The 17030-nt window shown below is 58.1% G+C and carries 14 protein-coding genes; 9 read left to right on the forward strand and 5 right to left on the reverse strand.

Features of this window, described 5'->3' with window-relative positions:
- Window positions 1-106 precede the first annotated feature (106 nt).
- Together DC28_RS06110 and DC28_RS06115 are read right to left on the reverse strand one after the other, a co-directional pair.
- Window positions 107-1810: an FAD-dependent oxidoreductase gene (locus DC28_RS06110; protein ID WP_037546919.1), complete on the reverse strand. Its 1704-nt coding sequence runs from the start codon at window positions 1808-1810 to the stop codon at window positions 107-109.
- The gene (locus tag DC28_RS06115) at window positions 1807-2259 is read right to left on the reverse strand and encodes a MarR family winged helix-turn-helix transcriptional regulator (RefSeq protein ID WP_162180200.1); all 453 of its coding nucleotides are present in this window, start codon (window positions 2257-2259) and stop codon (window positions 1807-1809) included. Before DC28_RS06115 ends, DC28_RS06110 begins: the two co-directional genes overlap by 4 nt.
- Window positions 2260-2347: 88 nt before the next feature.
- On the opposite strand from DC28_RS06115, the gene DC28_RS06120 reads away from it, so the two are divergent.
- The 4 genes from DC28_RS06120 to DC28_RS06135 all read left to right on the forward strand — a co-directional run bounded on the left by DC28_RS06120 (window position 2348) and on the right by DC28_RS06135 (window position 5183).
- A complete protein-coding gene (locus tag DC28_RS06120; RefSeq protein WP_037546921.1) occupies window positions 2348-3238 on the forward strand; it encodes a damage-control phosphatase ARMT1 family protein in 891 nt (296 codons plus the stop codon).
- 168 nt (window positions 3239-3406) lie between these two features.
- Entirely contained in the window at window positions 3407-3871 is a 465-nt protein-coding gene (locus DC28_RS06125; RefSeq protein ID WP_052078536.1) for a TrmO family methyltransferase domain-containing protein, read from the forward strand.
- A gap of 9 nt (window positions 3872-3880) precedes the next feature.
- Window positions 3881-4477, forward strand: a complete 597-nt coding sequence (locus tag DC28_RS06130; protein ID WP_037546923.1) for a GyrI-like domain-containing protein — start codon at window positions 3881-3883, stop codon at window positions 4475-4477.
- Window positions 4455-5183 carry a helix-turn-helix transcriptional regulator gene (locus DC28_RS06135; protein WP_037546925.1) on the forward strand — a complete coding sequence of 243 codons (729 nt, stop codon included), beginning with the start codon at window positions 4455-4457 and terminating at the stop codon, window positions 5181-5183. Before DC28_RS06130 ends, DC28_RS06135 begins: the two co-directional genes overlap by 23 nt.
- Before the next feature lie 272 nt (window positions 5184-5455).
- Here the strand turns inward: DC28_RS06135 and DC28_RS06140 are convergent, their stop codons facing one another.
- Both DC28_RS06140 and DC28_RS06145 read right to left on the reverse strand, forming a co-directional pair.
- A complete protein-coding gene (locus DC28_RS06140; protein ID WP_037546927.1) occupies window positions 5456-8425 on the reverse strand; it encodes a hypothetical protein in 2970 nt (989 codons plus the stop codon).
- A 41-nt stretch (window positions 8426-8466) separates the two neighbouring features.
- Window positions 8467-9903, reverse strand: a complete 1437-nt coding sequence (locus DC28_RS06145) for a sensor domain-containing diguanylate cyclase (RefSeq protein ID WP_037546928.1) — start codon at window positions 9901-9903, stop codon at window positions 8467-8469.
- A gap of 222 nt (window positions 9904-10125) precedes the next feature.
- Between DC28_RS06145 and DC28_RS06150 the strand changes: the two genes are divergently transcribed.
- From DC28_RS06150 to DC28_RS06175, 5 genes are all read left to right on the forward strand, one after another.
- Window positions 10126-11067, forward strand: coding sequence for an NAD(P)-dependent alcohol dehydrogenase (locus DC28_RS06150; RefSeq protein WP_037546930.1), 942 nt, complete (start codon window positions 10126-10128; stop codon window positions 11065-11067).
- Between the two features lie 479 nt (window positions 11068-11546).
- On the forward strand, window positions 11547-12983 hold the full coding sequence (gene mnmA, locus DC28_RS15365) for a tRNA 2-thiouridine(34) synthase MnmA (protein WP_052078537.1): 1437 nt from the start codon (window positions 11547-11549) through the stop codon (window positions 12981-12983).
- Entirely contained in the window at window positions 12983-14188 is a 1206-nt protein-coding gene (gene dusA / locus DC28_RS06165) for a tRNA dihydrouridine(20/20a) synthase DusA (RefSeq protein ID WP_063135616.1), read from the forward strand. Before mnmA ends, dusA begins: the two co-directional genes overlap by 1 nt.
- Window positions 14185-15030, forward strand: a complete 846-nt coding sequence (locus DC28_RS06170) for a class I SAM-dependent methyltransferase (RefSeq protein ID WP_037546933.1) — start codon at window positions 14185-14187, stop codon at window positions 15028-15030. Before dusA ends, DC28_RS06170 begins: the two co-directional genes overlap by 4 nt.
- On the forward strand, window positions 15031-16074 hold the full coding sequence (locus DC28_RS06175) for a tRNA dihydrouridine synthase (RefSeq protein ID WP_052078538.1): 1044 nt from the start codon (window positions 15031-15033) through the stop codon (window positions 16072-16074).
- Window positions 16075-16091: 17 nt separating this feature from the next.
- On the opposite strand, the gene DC28_RS06180 is transcribed toward DC28_RS06175, so the two are convergent.
- Complete coding sequence (locus DC28_RS06180; protein ID WP_037546935.1) at window positions 16092-17018, reverse strand: hypothetical protein; 927 nt, start codon at window positions 17016-17018, stop codon at window positions 16092-16094.
- Window positions 17019-17030: the final 12 nt, after the last annotated feature.

Below are 17030 nucleotides of genomic sequence, written 5' to 3' on the forward strand. Positions count from 1 at the left end.
AAAAATGCCGGATATAGGGTTCCATCCAAGGCCCACCCCAGGGATAGGGCCGTCAGTACCGAAGGTTTCAGCCTTTTGCGTAGTATCCACGGTTCCGATTGGAAGACTATTTTTCCCGGCAATACGGCCAGGCGAGTATTCCGCCCTCTAACACCTTGATGTTCGTATACCCCTCCCCTTGGAGAATCCGTGCGGCTTCATATCCCCGGAGGGAAATCTTGCAGAAGGTAATGATTTCGCTGTTCTTGTCTTGGGGGAGTTCAGATAACCGGTTTCGTAAGGCTCCGAGGGGGATGAGGCGCTCTCCGATTCCCAGGCGCATTTGCTCAAACTCGTCAGGGCCCCGTACATCCAGAATGAACAACTCTTCCTGGGCCTGTACCCGATTGTACAGCTCCTCAGCACAAATTCCGGTGAACAGGTTGTTCATCTTATTCTGCAGAACATGACTTACCCCGATACCATTATCGATGGCAAGGGAGAAGGGGGGTGCGTACGGCAGGTCCAGGTTGGTCATATCGTCAACGGTTAATCCTCCCTGGATAGCCACCGCCGCCTGGGCAACCTGTTTTGATACATCCCCGGTCCCCACACATTGGAATCCAAGAATACGCCGGGAATCGCGGTCTGCGACCATGTAGGAGATGAGGGGAAGTCCTTTCATGAACCCGGGCTTGTCGGGTCCGGAAGCTACCACACAGATGGGATTGAAGCCTGCCGCTTTGGCATTGTCAAAGGTCAGGCCTGTCGAGCCGGCTATGAAGTCGAAGACCTTGCAAATTCCGGTTTGTACGGTGCCGGGGAAGGACGGAAGCGGCTGGTTGGCCTTGGCGGTTTCTGTCGCTGCATGTTCCCCGGCTACCCGGCCCTGAAGGTTTGCCAGGTCTCCGTAGGGAGCTAGAACGGGTTTTCCCGTAAGGCGATTGTGAACCTCAATACAATCCCCTACGGCAAATACGTTCTTTATGCTGGTTTTCATGTACTGATCAACTACAATCCCGCCGAGATCCCCGATTCGGATGCCCGCCCTTCGGGCTAGATCTACATTGGGTTGTACGCCCACGGCGATGACCGCTAGCTCGGCTGATAGTTCAGTTCCATTGGAAAGTTTTACTGCCCGGAGTTTATTAGAATCACCTAAAAATTCCTGCACCCCATTGTCCAGGATGACATCAGCCCCCTTACTCCGGAGGTGCTGCTCTACCAGGGATGCGAGTTGGGGGTTCAAGAAGGAGAGGATGTGGGGGAGCATCTCCACTATGACCACCTCGATTCCGGCTAAATGCAGGGCTTCAGCCGTTTCTACCCCGATAAGCCCCCCGCCCACTACCACGGCTTTCCGGATGGATCGCTGGTCTCTGATGGCTCGCAGGTAATCCGCATCCTTTAAGGACTGCAGGGTTGTGATTCCTTCCAGGGTAATACCCGGTATGGGGGGCATTTTCGGACGAGCGCCGGTGGCGATAATCAATCGGTCGTAGGGGAATTGCCTGACTGATCCATCCTCCAGAGATGTTGCAGTAACAACCTGATTTTTCGTATCGATCTCCGTCGCCTCTGTTTGGGTCAGGGCGGTGATCCCCTTGGCCTTCATAAAGAATGCGGGGTCGCGAACCACCCCGGTGGGGGTGCTGATGAGTTGGTTTCGGTCGTCAAAAAAACCGCCTACGTAGTATGGGTACCCGCAGGAAGCCATGGAGAGGTGAGGTTCTTTTTGAATTATGGTTATTTCCGCCTTGGGGTTAATTCTTCGTGCCCGGGCTGCTGCCTTGGGACCTGCCGCCGATCCGCCGATTACAATAATGTTCATTTATCCTCCAGAATCCGTATTATATCAAACAGTTCTTCCCGTAGCCGGAAAAAACGTTCCTCACTCAGGGACTCTTTGTTCAGCCGATTCAGAGGCATGTTTACCGCCTGCTGTTTTTTCCCTAGGCCCGATTCGGTAATGGAAATGAGGACGGTCCGTTCATCGGATTGGTTTCGTTGGCGTTTAAGCAGTCCGTTCCGTTCCATTCTCTTCAGGAGGGGTGACAAGGTTCCGATATCCAGCATGAGCCGCTTGCCGATGTGGCCGATGGTCACCGGCGATTCTTCCCAGAGCACTAAAAGCACGAGGTATTGCGGATAGGTTACATGGAGGGAATCCAGGTATGGTTTTAACGCCTTGAGAACTGCCCGGGAGGCGGCGTAGAGGGCGAAACAGCATTGGTTATCCAGGTTTATGGTATTTATATCGTTGTCGATTGTATTGTGCACAATATAAATTGTACCATGACTTGTTCTACGAAACAATACCATTATTGCAGGCCTCGGGATGGGGGGCGTGCCCGGAGGAGTTTTCTACATGACCCTATTTCACCAGTGTATTCCCTGTATTATGAAGCAGATCCAGTCGCTCATTGAAATTTTAGGTTTACCCCCAGGGGAGGCCATGGCAGTTATGGAATCCGGTATGAGAATGATGCTGGATCGTGGGGATTCTATCACAACCCAGCATATTCTGCGGCAACTGTATGACCATATTCATGGCACCTATTTCCCCAACCTGGATGTGTTTGATCCGTTTCGGGAGCTGAAACGGGATGCAAATCTTCGGGTGTCGGTGATTCTTCCCTCCTTCGAGAAGGTCGTGGCAGGCGCCGATGATCCCTTTCGTATGGCTGTTCGGGGTGCTGCGGGGGGGAATATTATTGACTACGGAGCAATACCCCAGGGCAAGGTCTCCATCGAGACGGAGGTGGCTAGGATTCCACAGCTCCGGTTCGCAGTGGACCGGGTGGAGGAGCTCCGGAGCCGGGTCGGTGGCAGTAGAACCATTCTTTTGATTGGGGACAACGCCGGTGAGATTCTCTTTGATGCCCTGTTGGTGCAGGAAATACAGCGCTTGAATCCGGCAGCAGAGCTCTATATCACCCTGCGTCATGCTCCCATCATCAATGATGCGACCCTGGCTGATGCTTCCTTCCTTGATTTGCATCCCGGGGTCAGGGTGATTTCCAGCGGGAGTATCTATCCGGGGACTATCTTGGCTGAAACGACCCCCGAGTTTAGGCAGTTGTTTGGTAATGCAGATATGATAATCGCCAAGGGCCAGGGAAACTATGAAACCCTACTCCATGAGCAGCACCCGGGTCTCTTCTTCCTGCTCAGGGCTAAATGCAGCCCCGTAGCTCAATCCCTGGGAGTGTCCCCCGGGGATCTTGTCGTCACCCGGAGCCCCGAACTCCCAGGCTGAGCAGGGCGGGCCAGGGGTTCGTACTGCGCAATTTCCGTCGGGTACGATGGGTCGGATGGGCATAGGATGGGGCAGGGGATGAGGAAGTGCTCCGGGTTCGGGATGCGGATGTCAGAGCCGGGAGCAGTGGAATCACCCTAACACCAGAATACCCAGAGGAGACCCTGTATGTCAGAACAAACCAAGGTAGTGAACCCCATCGGGCGGGTGGAGAAGAGCCCCGAAGGAAAGATTGTAGCGCTGGAAGAGCCGTACCGGCGGGGCCTGGCCGGGCTTGAGGGCTTCAGCCACTGTATTGTCGTATGGTGGGGGCATGCCCATGAGGAACACCGGGACACCGTGCCCATGGAGCTGGAGCTGCCCTATGCCCCGGGAATTCGGGCTGGGATATTCGCCACCCGCAGCCAGATTCGGCCGAATCCCGTCAATTGTACGGTGGTTCGGATTGTAGGGGTGGATATTGAAAAGGGGATTCTACGGCCCGATGAACTGGACGCGTTTGCGGACACCCCGGTGTTGGATATAAAGCCCTACTACGGCTGCCTGGATAGGGTGCGGGATTACCGCCAGCCCGACTGGGTTCCCGGAGAGTGGGGAACATGGTACGTGCCAATTCCCGAACAAACCTGGTAGAATGATCCCATGAAACCTGAAATTCTCCACCTGCCTCCGGTTTTTCTGGCCGGGGCGGGTTTTTTCGGCAATCCCTTTACCTCCCATGCAGCCTGGACCGAAGAAAACGAGATCGGCCTATTGTGGAACCGGTACTTTTCCTTGATGACCGAGGCTGGATTTTCCTATCCCGGGGGGCAGGCTGCTTCTTCGGAAGCGAAGGCGGAGGGGGATGGGGAGGCGGATGGGGCCAACCTGAGGGCCGGGGAATGTGCCGGTGCCTCCGGGGCTGCCATGCCCGGTGAGTTCTATGAGCTACACATCCTCCATCCCCAGAGTCTGAAAACAGGTGACTACGAGGTCTTCGTTGGCCACCAGGTTCCCCTGGAAGATCCGGTTCGTTGGGATATCCGGTTTTCTACTAAGGTACTGCCGGGCGGGGATTATGCGGTTTTCTGGCTGGCTGGGGAAGCCATGACGGACGATTGGACCCGGGACCTGGAGCTGCCCGAGGGGTACCGGGTGGATACGGGGTTCTCGGTGAATAAATATGACTATCGCTTTAAGGGCATGGACCGATTGAGCGAGTCGGAGATTCAGGTGTATGCACCCCTGCGACGAGACTGACCGGCGATTACAGCGGGTATTTGATCTGGTAGAGGAGTATATCTCCGGTTCCTGCACCGTGGAAACCATGGCCCGGGAGGCTTGTTATTCCCTGTTTCATTTTATCCGTATCTTTACCCGGGCAAGCCTCTACTCACCCTATGAGTACCTCATCCGCAGGAGGGTGGCTTCAGCGATGGGGCGGGTGTTCCGGGAAGAGATGCGTATTACCGATGCTGCCTTCGAATACGGCTTCGACAGCGTTGAGGGCTTCAGCCGGGCGGTGAAACGATGTTGCGGAAGATCGCCGAGCCAGCTGACCCCGGAAATTTTGTTCTATCTCCCCAGCCCCTGGTCGGTTCCTCGGCTGGAAACCTATCGCCGGGTCTGCCAGGGGTCGGAGATCTGCGCTTGGGATGAGCCGGGTGTGGGGCGTTGGTGGGGGGACGGTGCTGGTGAAAAGGGTGGCGGAGAAGACTGTGCTCCGGGGCCGGCCTCCAAGCAGATACGGGCCATCGCCTTTGAATACCTTGGGCAGCAGGGGTTCGGCTGCCTACTCTCTCTAAGAGAGGCGGAAGAGGTGGTTTCCCACGCTATAGGATCAATACTTCCAAACAGGACCGGTAGGGCTATCTCCCCCGGGGCTCCTCATCCGGATTCTCAAAACCTGTTCAAGGTGCTCTTGACCCATGAGGCCTGTGCCCGCAGAACGGAGGAGATGATCTAGTCCGCTGTATGGGATCAGCTTTAGTGCAAGGTCAGACATCTCGTCGGTGTTCATCAAACCCCGTAGGTAGTGCGCAAAAGGTTGTAAACGACACTAAAGATAGCGGCGCAACCAATCATTTCACCCATGGGTGGTGTCGCCGGGGTGCAATGGTACAACCTTTTGCGCACTATAAACCTCATTCAGGCCCGGCGCATTTCCTGGTGACGGCGAATACCCGCCGCCCGTTCTGGGCATTCCTCTAGAATTTCACCTAGATCCATGGAAAGGGATTACCCTGTCAGGTAGTCCATGTAGGCCTGCATATCCTCCGGCACCGGTTTTTCGGCCTTTTCGAAGCGCTTGAACCGGCTCTCCAGCTTGAGAATCTCCTTCCGGGTGCGGTTGTTGTACTTCATATCCAGATCGCTGAAGAGGGGACGCTTTGCCATCTCCTGGCGGCGTTCCTTGGGAAAGGGGCAGAACCGGTAGAAGATATCCCGGGCTACAGGGTTCAGCCTGACCTTGTCCTCGTACTCGTGCATCACCCAGGTGTAGTAGTCCAGGGCGAAGCGTTCACGTTCCGTGCGGGTTTTCCCAATGAAGTCCTTGATCTTTTCCTTATGGGCCGAGGAGAGGTGGGGGTTCTTTTTATAGAAGGCCAGGTAATCGTAGTACGCACCCGAGAGCCCCCCTTCTACGGCATCCATCCAGTTGGGCCCCGCTACAACCCGGGATAGTTCCCATCGAAGATGGGCTAACACGTGGGTTATGGCCTGATCTGCCTGGCCGGCGAAGAAGGCCGGCACCATAATTCTGCCCGGGGTATCCTTTTTGGTACCGTCGATCTCCTGCCACATCATCATCCGCGAGCCTGCTCCGGGGTACAGGACAATGTTGGGTGCCACGGATTTTTTTACCAAATCGCTGCCGAAATGGTGGCGGCAAACTGTTTCCCGGTGAAACAGGGTGAAGTCCCGTTGATGAACGGCCTCAATCCGGCTGGATAGGGAGTGGGGATCCTGGAACAGCCCGGATATCCGACCGCCTTGGAGAGACTGGCTGCAGAGAACCGGCAGGGCGTGGTTGCGGCCTCCTGCCAGAAGCCGGGAAAGCTGGGGGGCTATGAGACTGAGTTCCCAGCGAACCCGGTCCTCGGGGGTGTCCTGGTATTCTTTCTGTTTGCCGCGTTTACCCTGGGGCTGCTTCCTCTGTTTCCGGAGGGTTTCTGCGAAGCCCTCTCCCATTTCGGTAATGGAGGGTTGCACGGTCCCGGTGTAAATTTTTTCCAGAAAATAGGGAAGGGTCATAACGGGAACGGGTTGTTCCAGGGAGAGAACCTGGGAATACAGGGCATCCAGCTCGATCAGCTCCTCCCGGGTAACCAGGGTTTCATCCACCAATCCGAGGTGAAGCATGATGCCGGGAATGAATCCCTTGAGGTCCGAATCGATGACCTTCAGGAAACAGCGCTCATAGAGCTTCCAGTACCGGGAGGATATCTGGCTGCGGAGCTGCTGAGCTTCCTTAGTGCTACTGAAAACATCCTCCATTCCGGCAAGACGCTGAATGAGTTCGGTAAACTCCCGGTTGAAATCGCTGCCCATCTCGGCAAACCCCAGCAGCTGGGCCAAGAGCCCGTTGTACTTATCCAGCCGCCCGAGCCTGTCGGATGTGCCGCCCCCGGATTCCCCGGCCACAGCACCAACTCGAGCCCCCGGAGCACCAACCCCGGCCACAGCACCAACTCGAGCCCCCGGAGCACCAACCCCGGCGGCACCGGCACCGGTACGCAACTCGGCGCCGGCTGCTCCGGCGGATAGTAGGCCTGAGGCAGTAGCGGCTGATGCCGTGCGGCTGGTGAGGTGCTTGAATCCTGGATAATCCCTGGAAATATCCCGGCCCAGGAGCTTCAACCCGTCTACCCGGCAGCGCCAGGAAAAGCGTTGGAGATAGGTTAAAAACCGGCCGTAGGATGGTTCGCCGGACAGGGAATATCCCGCCCCGCCGACGGATTGGGGAGCATTCGACCCGTCAGGCGAAACTGAGCTGCCTGATTCGGATCCAGCCATCGACCCGGCGACGGACGCCCCCGGGGCGGTTCCTGAGGCAGTTCCTGAGGCAGTTCCTGAGGCAGTTCCTGAGGCAGTTCCTGAGGCGGTTCCTGAGGCGGTTCCTGAGGCGGTTCCTGAGGCGGTTCCTGAGGCGGACTGGTCACCGGCAGGGGGTCCCTCGGCAGCTATGCCCGGCGGGGTACCGGGTCCCGAGGCCATAAAGCCGTAATGGTCCAGCTCCAGGACCCAGCCCCGGGGGCCGTAGAGCCTGGAGGTAAGATCCAAGATCGCTTGCACCAGATCCCTGTTGGCGGTCAAGAGGGTGGCCAAATACTGGGACAGCAGCTGGAACACATAAAAGTTGCTGGGCTCATCCTGGGAAAAAATCCCCGCCAGGGTCTTATCGTCCTTGGCAATGAGGCGCTTGAGGAACAGGTATTGGGGATAATCAATCATGTTTTCCACGGGATGGTCATCAAGATCGCCGTAGAGCTCCAATGCCTCCTGGACCCGGTCTAAAAACAGGTTAGGATCCCAGGGTTCCAGATTCACCGATTCAAGGGCTCTGGCCCTCCCCTGGAGATAGGCCGCATACTCCCCCAGCGGGGAGGTCTCCCGGGTCGGCTTCTCGGGTGGTTCGGGACTCTGGCCGCCATGAACCGTCCCGGGGGATTGGGATTCCTCTTCAGGTTGGGGTGGTTCTTGGGGTGATTCGAATGCCCGGACATCCCCCAGGGCCTGGGGGGGCAGGGCCAGGGCAATGGAATCCGCGATGGATGCCAGCTTATGCCAGAGGTAGCGGTAGTTTTTTGCCAGGAAGAGGGCAGAATCTATTCGCTGGCGCAGCGCCCGGAGTACCTGGAGGTTGAGGGCCATGTTCTTCTGGAAGGTCTCCAACAGCTCCTGGGATTCCACGGGTGTACTAGAAATAATACATTCACTCACGGTCCGGATGGACCATTGCTCGGGTTCATCCCGGGTGAAGCTGGACACTCCGCACACCGATTCACCCTTCAGCAGGCCCACCCGGTGGCTTTGCTCCATGATCTGCTCCGGCCGGATGGGCAGCTCCTCGCCGGAAAAGGCCAGGAGCTCCGCAAGCCCGGAGTGCAGCAGGATCAGGGCGCGGTTGGGCCGTCCCTGGATGGTCAGGATGGTTCCCGGAGGAATACTCTGGTGGTTAAGGGCTTGGGCTGGATCAAAGAGCATACATCTATTTTAAACCGAAAAGCCGGGGTGCAACAGTCGGTTTATGGATAATCATTCTGACCAAAAATGGCTACACGGTTGCGACCGCTGTTCTTGGCTTGGTAGAGGGCCTGGTCCGCCCGGCTGATGAGGGTATCCAGGGAGAGAACCGGGTCTTGGGAAAGCTCGGCCACGCCGATGCTTATGGGCACCGGTGCACCCAATTCGGGCTGGTTCAGGCCGGCTGAGAGACTGCGGAGCCGCTCAGCCAGGGCACCGGCCTCGCTTCCGGGGGTTTCGGGCAGCACCGCCACGAACTCCTCGCCCCCCAATCGGCAGAGCAGATCGGTGGTCCGCATCTCCTGTTGCCAAAGATTTGCTAACCGGATCAGAACCTTGTCGCCCACCCCATGGCCGTGGGTATCGTTAACCTGTTTAAAAAAGTCCAGGTCGATCATCAGGACCGATAGGGGGTGCTCCGACCGCCGGGCAGTTTCGTAAAGCAACCGTCCCTCGATGTGCAGACGGTGGCGGCTGCCGAGGCCGGTGAGGGGATCGGACATGGCCAGCTGATAGGTCTTGTCGTGAAGCCGGGCGTTTTCCAGGGCGATGGCTATGTGGTCCGCTACAATCCCGGCCAGGTGCATGTGGCGCTGCTGGTAGGTGTCCGGGGTGGTGCTGTCCAGGGTAAGTAATCCGATCACCTCGCCGCCCCGGATGAGGGGAATCCCCATCCAGGAGAGGATTGGCCGTTCCTCTTTCATGTAGGTAAAACTCGGAAAATCCCGGGAAAGGTTGTTGGTTGCCATGGGGTGTTTTTCTTGGATGGCCCTGGTGCTGAGGCTGTTTTTCTTCGGAAAGGGAATGGTGAGCTGGTTGACCGCCCGGGGATTCTTGAATCCGAAGGAACCCACTACCCGGGTGTGGTCCTTTTCCAGTATTTGAAGGCTTGCGGTGTCGTAGGGGATCAGTCGCCGGGTATGCTCGAGGATGTGGGTAATGGTTTCTTGAAGGTCCAGGGATGATCCGATAACCCGGACGATTTCCTGGAGGGTTTCCAGTTCCTGTAGATCACGCTCCAGCTGAAGTTCCATCTCCTTCAGGCGGCTGACATCCGCATCGCTGCCGATATAGTAGGCCGCCCTGCCGTCGGGTAGACGGCCGACGGTCCTGCCCCGGTTGTAGATCCAGTGATACTCATCCCGGGCGTCCCGCATCCGGAACATTTCATCAAAGATCCGGGACTCCCCGCTTAGGGCCCGCCGGGTGGCTTCCTCTACCCGGGGCCGGTCTTCGGGATGAACCAGATCCAGCCAGCCCTCGTGGCTTTTAATATCCCGGTCGGGCAGCCCCATGGACGTCCAGACATCGCTGGCGAAGGTACGCCCCGTGGCATACTCGGTTATAAAGACCCCGACCTCCGAGAGGGCTTGCTGGAGCTCCGGCTCGGTAAAGAACAGGTGGTAAGGAGAATTGTCTTTTTGTTCGCGAGGTGCCATACGCTAAGTATAGTGTTGTCTCCGGGTAAAATCACCTTTCAGAATATCGGGGCTTTCCTGGGAACCAACATGGAGTCCGGCGCACTGTTCTTTCTAGATTCAGAAAAAAATCCACCGTTCTTACACGAAGGTTCTCCGTCAACCGTCGGATACTAGAGGGCCCGGGCGGAATGTCGGTTCCGGCCGGGGCTGAGACAATCAAAGATAGTTGGGAGCAGTACAATGAAAGCAGTCTTGTTTAAAAAAGGGCGGAATCCGAATGAACTCCTGGTAGTTGGAGAGGCAGAAAAACCCGTACCTACCAGGGATGACGAAGTGGTAATACAGGTTCACGCGTCATCGGTTAATGCCGCTGATTACCGCATGATGAAGATGGGGATAGCACCCAAATCCAAGATATTCGGAGCGGATATCGCCGGGGTCGTGGAATCTGTGGGGAGCCGGGTGGTGCGCTTTAAACCCGGGGATGAGATTATCGGGGATCTTTCGAACGCAGGGTTCGGGGGATTTGCCGAGTATGCGGTAGCACCCGAAGGGGTTCTGGCGCCAAAACCATCACGCCTATCCTTCGCTGAGGCGGCAGCCCTGCCCCTGGCAGGGGGCACAGCCCTGCAGGCTCTGAGAATGGGAATGGTCTCACCGGGGAAAAGGGTGCTGATTGTGGGAAGCAGCGGCGGGGTGGGTAGCTATGCCCTTCAGCTTTCTAAGCATTTCGGCGCCGTAGTGACCGGGGTTTGCAGCCCGGGGAATATGGAGCAGGTACGGGGATTGGGCGCTGATCGGGTCATTGATTATTCCCGGGATGGGTTTGATGATGAATACGGTGTGTACGATGTAATTATTGCAATTAACGGGAGTTACTCCCTTGTAACCTATAAACGGTGTCTTGCCCCAGGGGGCGTTTGTGTGTGTGCCGGGGGATCCCTGGGACAGATTTTCAGATCCCTCCTGTTCGGAAGATTCCTTTCCTTGGGTTCAAAAAAATTCCGAGTGTTAAGTGCCAAGGGGACGGCGGAGGATTTGTTGACCCTCGCACGGATAGCTGATGAAGGGGGGATACGCCCTGTCATCGAGGCTGAATACCCCTTAGCCGAAACACCCCAGGCAGTCGGACACGTTATCTCCGGGCATGCCCGGGGAAAGGTGGTCATCCGGGTACCATAGCCCTGGTCCGGGTACCAAATGCACCAGGGATGGCAGCGGAAAGCCCGCAGCCCGGGCCCGGCGTTCCGGCGAGGGGGACCGAGCCGGAGGGCGCCGGGTGGGCGGAACGGTTCCGGGAGGTGGGGATCTGCCGGCGGCGGGGAAGGTGCGGGGCGGTGTCTCCGGCCCGGGGGAGGACTTGCAGCGTACAGCCCGGCCGGGCGGGACCGGAGCGGGATGGGGGATAGGCGGGGTGCGGGGGCGGTTGTTCCGGGCTCGGGGCGGTGTGGGGTGCGGGGGGTTGATGTCGGCTCCGGGTCGCCCGGGGTGCCCGAAAAAACCGGAAAAACCGGAAAATCCCGAGAAGTACCGGTAGAAATTCGGGAGGGGGCCGGGAGGTAGGGGCTCCGGGGTGCCCAACAAAAGCAGAATGCGTCGGGGTGAACGCGAAGAGGCTGCCGGCTTGTCAGGGCGGTGGTTTTTAGGCATGATAGGGAGTTATGAAAGCAGCAGTCCTCCTCTCGGGAGGGGTCGACAGCTCAGTGGCACTGTGGGAAGTAAAAAAGCGCGGCTACACGGATATTACTGCCTTTTACCTGAAGATTTGGCTCGAGGATGATGTGTCCTACCTGGGGGAGTGTCCCTGGGAGGAGGATTTGTCCTATGCCCGGGCGGTCTGTGAGCAGGCGGGGGTGCCTCTTGAGGTGGTGAGCCTTCAAACCGAGTATTTTAATAAAGTTGTTGAGTATGCCCTGGCGGAGCTCCGTTTGGGCCGTACGCCGAGTCCGGATATTTTTTGTAATCAGCGGATCAAGTTCGGGGCCTTTTTTGATAGGGTCCAGGGTGATTTTGATGTGGCGGTCTCGGGGCATTATGGTGTGGTGGAGCATGATGAGGCGGGGTACGCCCATCTGCATCGGGCTCCCGACCCGGTGAAGGATCAGACCTACTTCCTCAGCCATCTGAGCCAGGATCAGCTCCGGCGGCTCTGGTTTCCCATCGGTTCCATGCAGAAGAGCCAGGTGCGCGCTCTGGCCCAGGAGCTGGATTTGCCCAACAAGGATCGCAAGGATAGCCAGGGGATCTGCTTTCTGGGCAAGATCAAATACCCCGACTTCGTCCGCCACTACCTGGGAGAGCAGCCCGGGGAGATCCGGGAGCTGGAGACCGGCAAGGTCCTGGGGCCCCACAGGGGCTTCTGGTTCCACACCATCGGCCAGCGCAGCGGCCTGGGCCTGGGTAACGGTCCCTGGTACGTGGTGCAGAAGGATCCGGCGGCCAACATCGTCTACGTGAGCCACCAGGAGCACGTGGCCGATCAGACCCGCTCCAGCTTCGAGGTGGCGGAGCTCACCTGGCTCTACGGTACCAACCCTGACACCGGGCTGCCCTCCATGCCGGGAATTTCCTCTATAGATGATTTGAATGCCAATCTCACCGCCAAGCTCCGCCATGGCCCCGAGCTGGTGGGCTGCCGCCTTGACTGGGTGGCTGATAGTCCGGGTCCTGCGGGGGCAACCCAGCCGGTTGAGGACTCGGTTCAGGCAACGCGCCCGGCCGATGGGCTGAGCCCGGAGGCGCCGCGAGGGGCCGGGGCCTCGGTTCAGGTAACGAGCCCGGCCGATGGGCCGGGGGTAGGGGTGAGCACCTCTCAGGCCGCGAATTCGCCCCAAGCAACGCACCAGGCTAAAGAGCTGAGTCCCACCCAGGCCGCGAATCCGCCCCAGGCAGCGCAAGAGGCTAAAGAGCTGAGTCCCACCCAGGCCGCGCGGCCCCCCCAATCCGAATCCCCACCTTTCATCCGGCCGAACCCCGGTTTCCGCCTCCGGGTAACCCTGGACGTACCCGACCGGGGCGTTGCTCCCGGGCAGTTCGCCGTGTTCTACCACGGTACCGAGTGTCTGGGCAGCGGCAAGATCCAGGAATTCTGGACGTGATGATGACATGTTCCGGTAGACCCGATCCTGATACCCCCCGCCTGCCCATGGCATCCGGGATCCAGGCCTATTCACATTCTTCCGCAGCCGATGGTGACAGCCGGGCCGTGAAGGCGGACCCTGCGATAATCCAGGGTAGGCCTCTGCGCCCCATTCTTCCCGCCCCGGTTTCTGTGGCCCCCATGATCGACAAGACCCACCGGCATTTCCGGCGGTTCCTTCGCCTGCTCACCCGGCGGACCCTCCTATACACCGAGATGATCACTGCGGCGGCGATTATCCACGGAGACCGGCACCGGCTCCTGGATTTTGACCCGGTGGAGCGGCCCCTGGCCCTGCAGCTGGGGGGCGGGAATCCCGAGGAGATGGCCGAGGCGGTGCGGATTGCCCAGGATTGGGATTATGACGAAATCAACCTGAATGTGGGGTGTCCCTCCGACCGGGTCCAGAACGGCGATTTCGGTGCCTGTCTTATGGCCGAGGGTGATTTAGTAGCCCGGCTGGTTTCCGCTATGGTTTCAAATACCAATAAACCGGTAACGGTTAAGCACCGCATTGGAATCCGCTCCTACACCCGCCACATCGAGATGGAGCGCTATGACCAGATGGTGGATTTCATCCGGACAGTCAGCCGTGCCGGGGCCGAACGCTACACGGTGCATGCCCGGATCGCCATTCTCGAGGGGTTGAGCCCCAAGGAGAACCGTGATATTCCGCCCCTTCGATACCCCGATGTCTACCGGCTGAAACAGGAGCATCCCGAGTTGTTCGTAGAAATCAACGGCGGTATTAAGTCCCACCATGCTATAGCGGAGCATCTCAGGCATGTGGATGCGGTTATGGTAGGCCGGGCCAGTTACGACGATCCCTACCTCTTTTCGGAGATGGATAGGCGGTACTTCGGGGTGCAGGACCGGACATGGCCCGACGGCGGGGCTGTGATTCCCAGCCGCCGGGAGGTTATCCAGGGATTCTTCCAGTATCTCCGGGTTCAGGCCGAGGAAGGGCTCAATCCGCGCAATCTTGTGTGGCCGATATTGGAGCTGTTCAGCGGCAAGCCCGGAACCCGGCGCTGGAAGCAGCGGCTCTCCCGGCCGATTCCCCGGGGATGGTCCCTGGACGATTATCTATCAGATGCCTTTGATGCAGCCCCCGAGGACTGGCTGGATGTCCGAGGCTTAGAAGACCGGGGAGACCTGGCGTGAGTCCCGACCGTGATGGCTGGTTAGAGGCCCTGAACCGCCGCCCCCTGGGTCGTACCCTGGACGCTGCCTGCGGTGACGGAGAGTTCGGCGAGGAGCTTCTGGTTGACGGAACCGGCATGTCTTTTCTTGCAGGCTTCGATCCCGAGAGCGACTCCGTCGATCAGGCTCGCCGACACTTCCGCGCCTACGCCCCCCCGGGACTGACATTCGAGTTTGTTCACTCCGGTATTGAGAATCTCGCGGATCGGGCTCCCCATTTTGCTCAGCCCGATAGTTGGGACACGGTGTGCCTGGGAATCGCCCTGCACCATCTTCCCGATCCCCATGCATCTCTCAACCTCTTATGGTCCTGGGTTCGGCCCGGGGGGCGGCTGATTATCAGCGAGATGGTCCGAGATGGCCTGGACCCGGCACAGGAGGTTCTCCGGGATCTGCACCATCTCAAGGCCAGGGTGGACTCTCTGCTGGGTATAAGTCACCGGGAAACCTACTCCCGGGATGAACTGGCAGACCTGGTCCAGGCGGCCACCCCCGGGGCTGTTCCCTGGGGTGCTAACCCCACCACGCCTAACCATGGAGATGGCGGTAATTCCTGGACTGAGGCCTGCCCGAGCAGCTGTCGGGATGGTTTTCTCATCCAGACCGAGGATCAGGTAATCTGGGATCCCCGGGACCATGCCCGGCGGATCGATTTTATTGGGGATTACATCCTCCATGTGAAACATCATAGGGAGTATGCAGCCCTCCGGCGTCAGGTCAGCCGGCTGGAGCAGGAGATCGCCCGGGTAGGCGCCCGCCGGCCGCCTCGACTGAATATGATCCTGGAAAAGGAGCCTTCGTAAATGCCCCGCTACACCGATGCTGAGTCTGCCATGGCACCCAAGACCCCTTCCATAGACGTTCCCCTGGGGTTTTGGCGGGATCTTCCCCGGCCATTTACCCTACTAGCTCCCATGGAGGATGTGACGGATATTGTTTTTAGGGATATCGTCTGTGAGGCGGGGAGGCCCCATGTATTTTTTACCGAGTTCATTGGGGCCGGGCATCTGGTGGCCGGTGAGCGGGAGGCTCTGCGCCGGACTGAGTATCATCCCCGGCAGCATCCTATTGTGGCGCAGATCTGGGGCAACAACCCCGAGGATTACTACAAGGCTGCGGTGGAGCTTGGTCAGCGGGGATTCGACGGCCTGGATATCAATATGGGTTGTCCCCAGCCGAAGATCACCAAAAAGGGAGCCTGCAGCGCCTTGATAACCAACCCCGCCCTGGCTGCCGAGCTGATTGCCGCCGCCCAGGAGGGTGCCCGCGCCTATACCGCCGGGACGGACCGGGAATTGCCGGTGAGTGTTAAAACCCGGATTGGGTTTTCCCGGCCTGCAACGGCTGAGTGGTGCGGATTCTTGCTGGACCAGGGTCTGGCAGCCCTGTCCGTCCATGGCCGGATTGCAGCCCAGATGTCAGAGGGTGAGGCGGATTGGCGGGAGATCCGCCGGGTCAGCGATCTGCGCACCGGCCGGAACCTGCCTACCCTGATCATCGGTAACGGGGACCTGCATAATCACCACCAGCTGAAAACCTACTCCCAGCGTTTCGGAGCCGAGGGGCTCATGGTAGGCCGGGGGATCTTCGAAAACCTCTATATCTTCCGGGATCTGGCGAAACCCGAGTTCACCACCTTCGGTGAGAGTTCCCGGGAGGAGCATCTGGGGTGGGCTCGGAACCACTTGAAGGCCTACCGGGATGCCTACGAGGGCCGGCGTAACTTCGAGATTATGAAAAAATTCTTCAAGGTCTACCTCCAGGACTTCCCCGGCGCGGAGGAGCTGCGTGGCCGGATCATGGAGACCCACAGCTATTCCGAGGCGTCAGCCCTGCTGGATGATTAACCGGTGGACGACCGAGGTTACCCCTGGGGCGGTTCTGGAACCGCCTCGGGTTGGGCAGCCGGAACCTCGGAGTGGATGGGGTTCTCTACATCCATGCTTCGCAGAATACGGCTTCGTACTACGATGAGAAAGGTGTACAGACCTGTGGAGACCACTATTTGAATCAGCTGCAATAGATTGCTTCCCACTGCATCTAAGGCTCCTATGCCGTCGGTAAGGGAGAGATTCAAGAGGCTGCTGCCTCCGAGGATCAGCAAGGCTAATGCGTAGTAGATTCCGTAGATCCGCATAGGTTTTCGATGGTGGTTATAGAATTCCCTTGAAAGGTGAATAGCCGGACTTCCCGAGATGCCCGTGACAGCGGTTATCTGAGGTGACATGAATAACCGGAGACCGATAAAGAATGCTATTACAAAAAAGCCAAACACCGATATGCTCGTTAGGCTAGGGGCAAGGACTTCTGGGATAGGCAAGAACACCATGGTAAGAATAGTAAGAAAGATCAATATCACCATCGGGATCAGGAGATACTTTAACAGGTATAGAAATCCGAACACGGTGGTTTTTACAACTCCGCCGAAGCTCCTGCGTATCTGTTCCCACATCCCGGCGTGATTAGGCTGCTGCAGGTCTTGGTATGCAGCCTTGGTAAGCCAGATTTCCAGGAGAATTCGTACAACGAAGTCTAGGACAAACAATAGAATCACCATAACAGCACCCAGTACAGCCATTCCGGCGCTATCACCCAGGGTTTGCCTGAGCCAATTATAGGGGCGAGCAATGAAACCCACCCGGGAGCCCAGGACTCCTACCAGCATCAGGAGCCCGGCAATGACCCCGTAGGGTTTCCAGGCTTTTTTAATGTAGGCAACGCTATCCGAGAAGACACTCTTTGCTGTTAAATTAGAGTAAACTATCTTCGTGTAGATGGTATGGTAATTCATTGAATCAGTATA

Source organism: Spirochaeta lutea, from assembly GCF_000758165.1.
GTDB classification, from domain to species: Bacteria; Spirochaetota; Spirochaetia; order DSM-27196; family Salinispiraceae; genus Spirochaeta_D; species Spirochaeta_D lutea.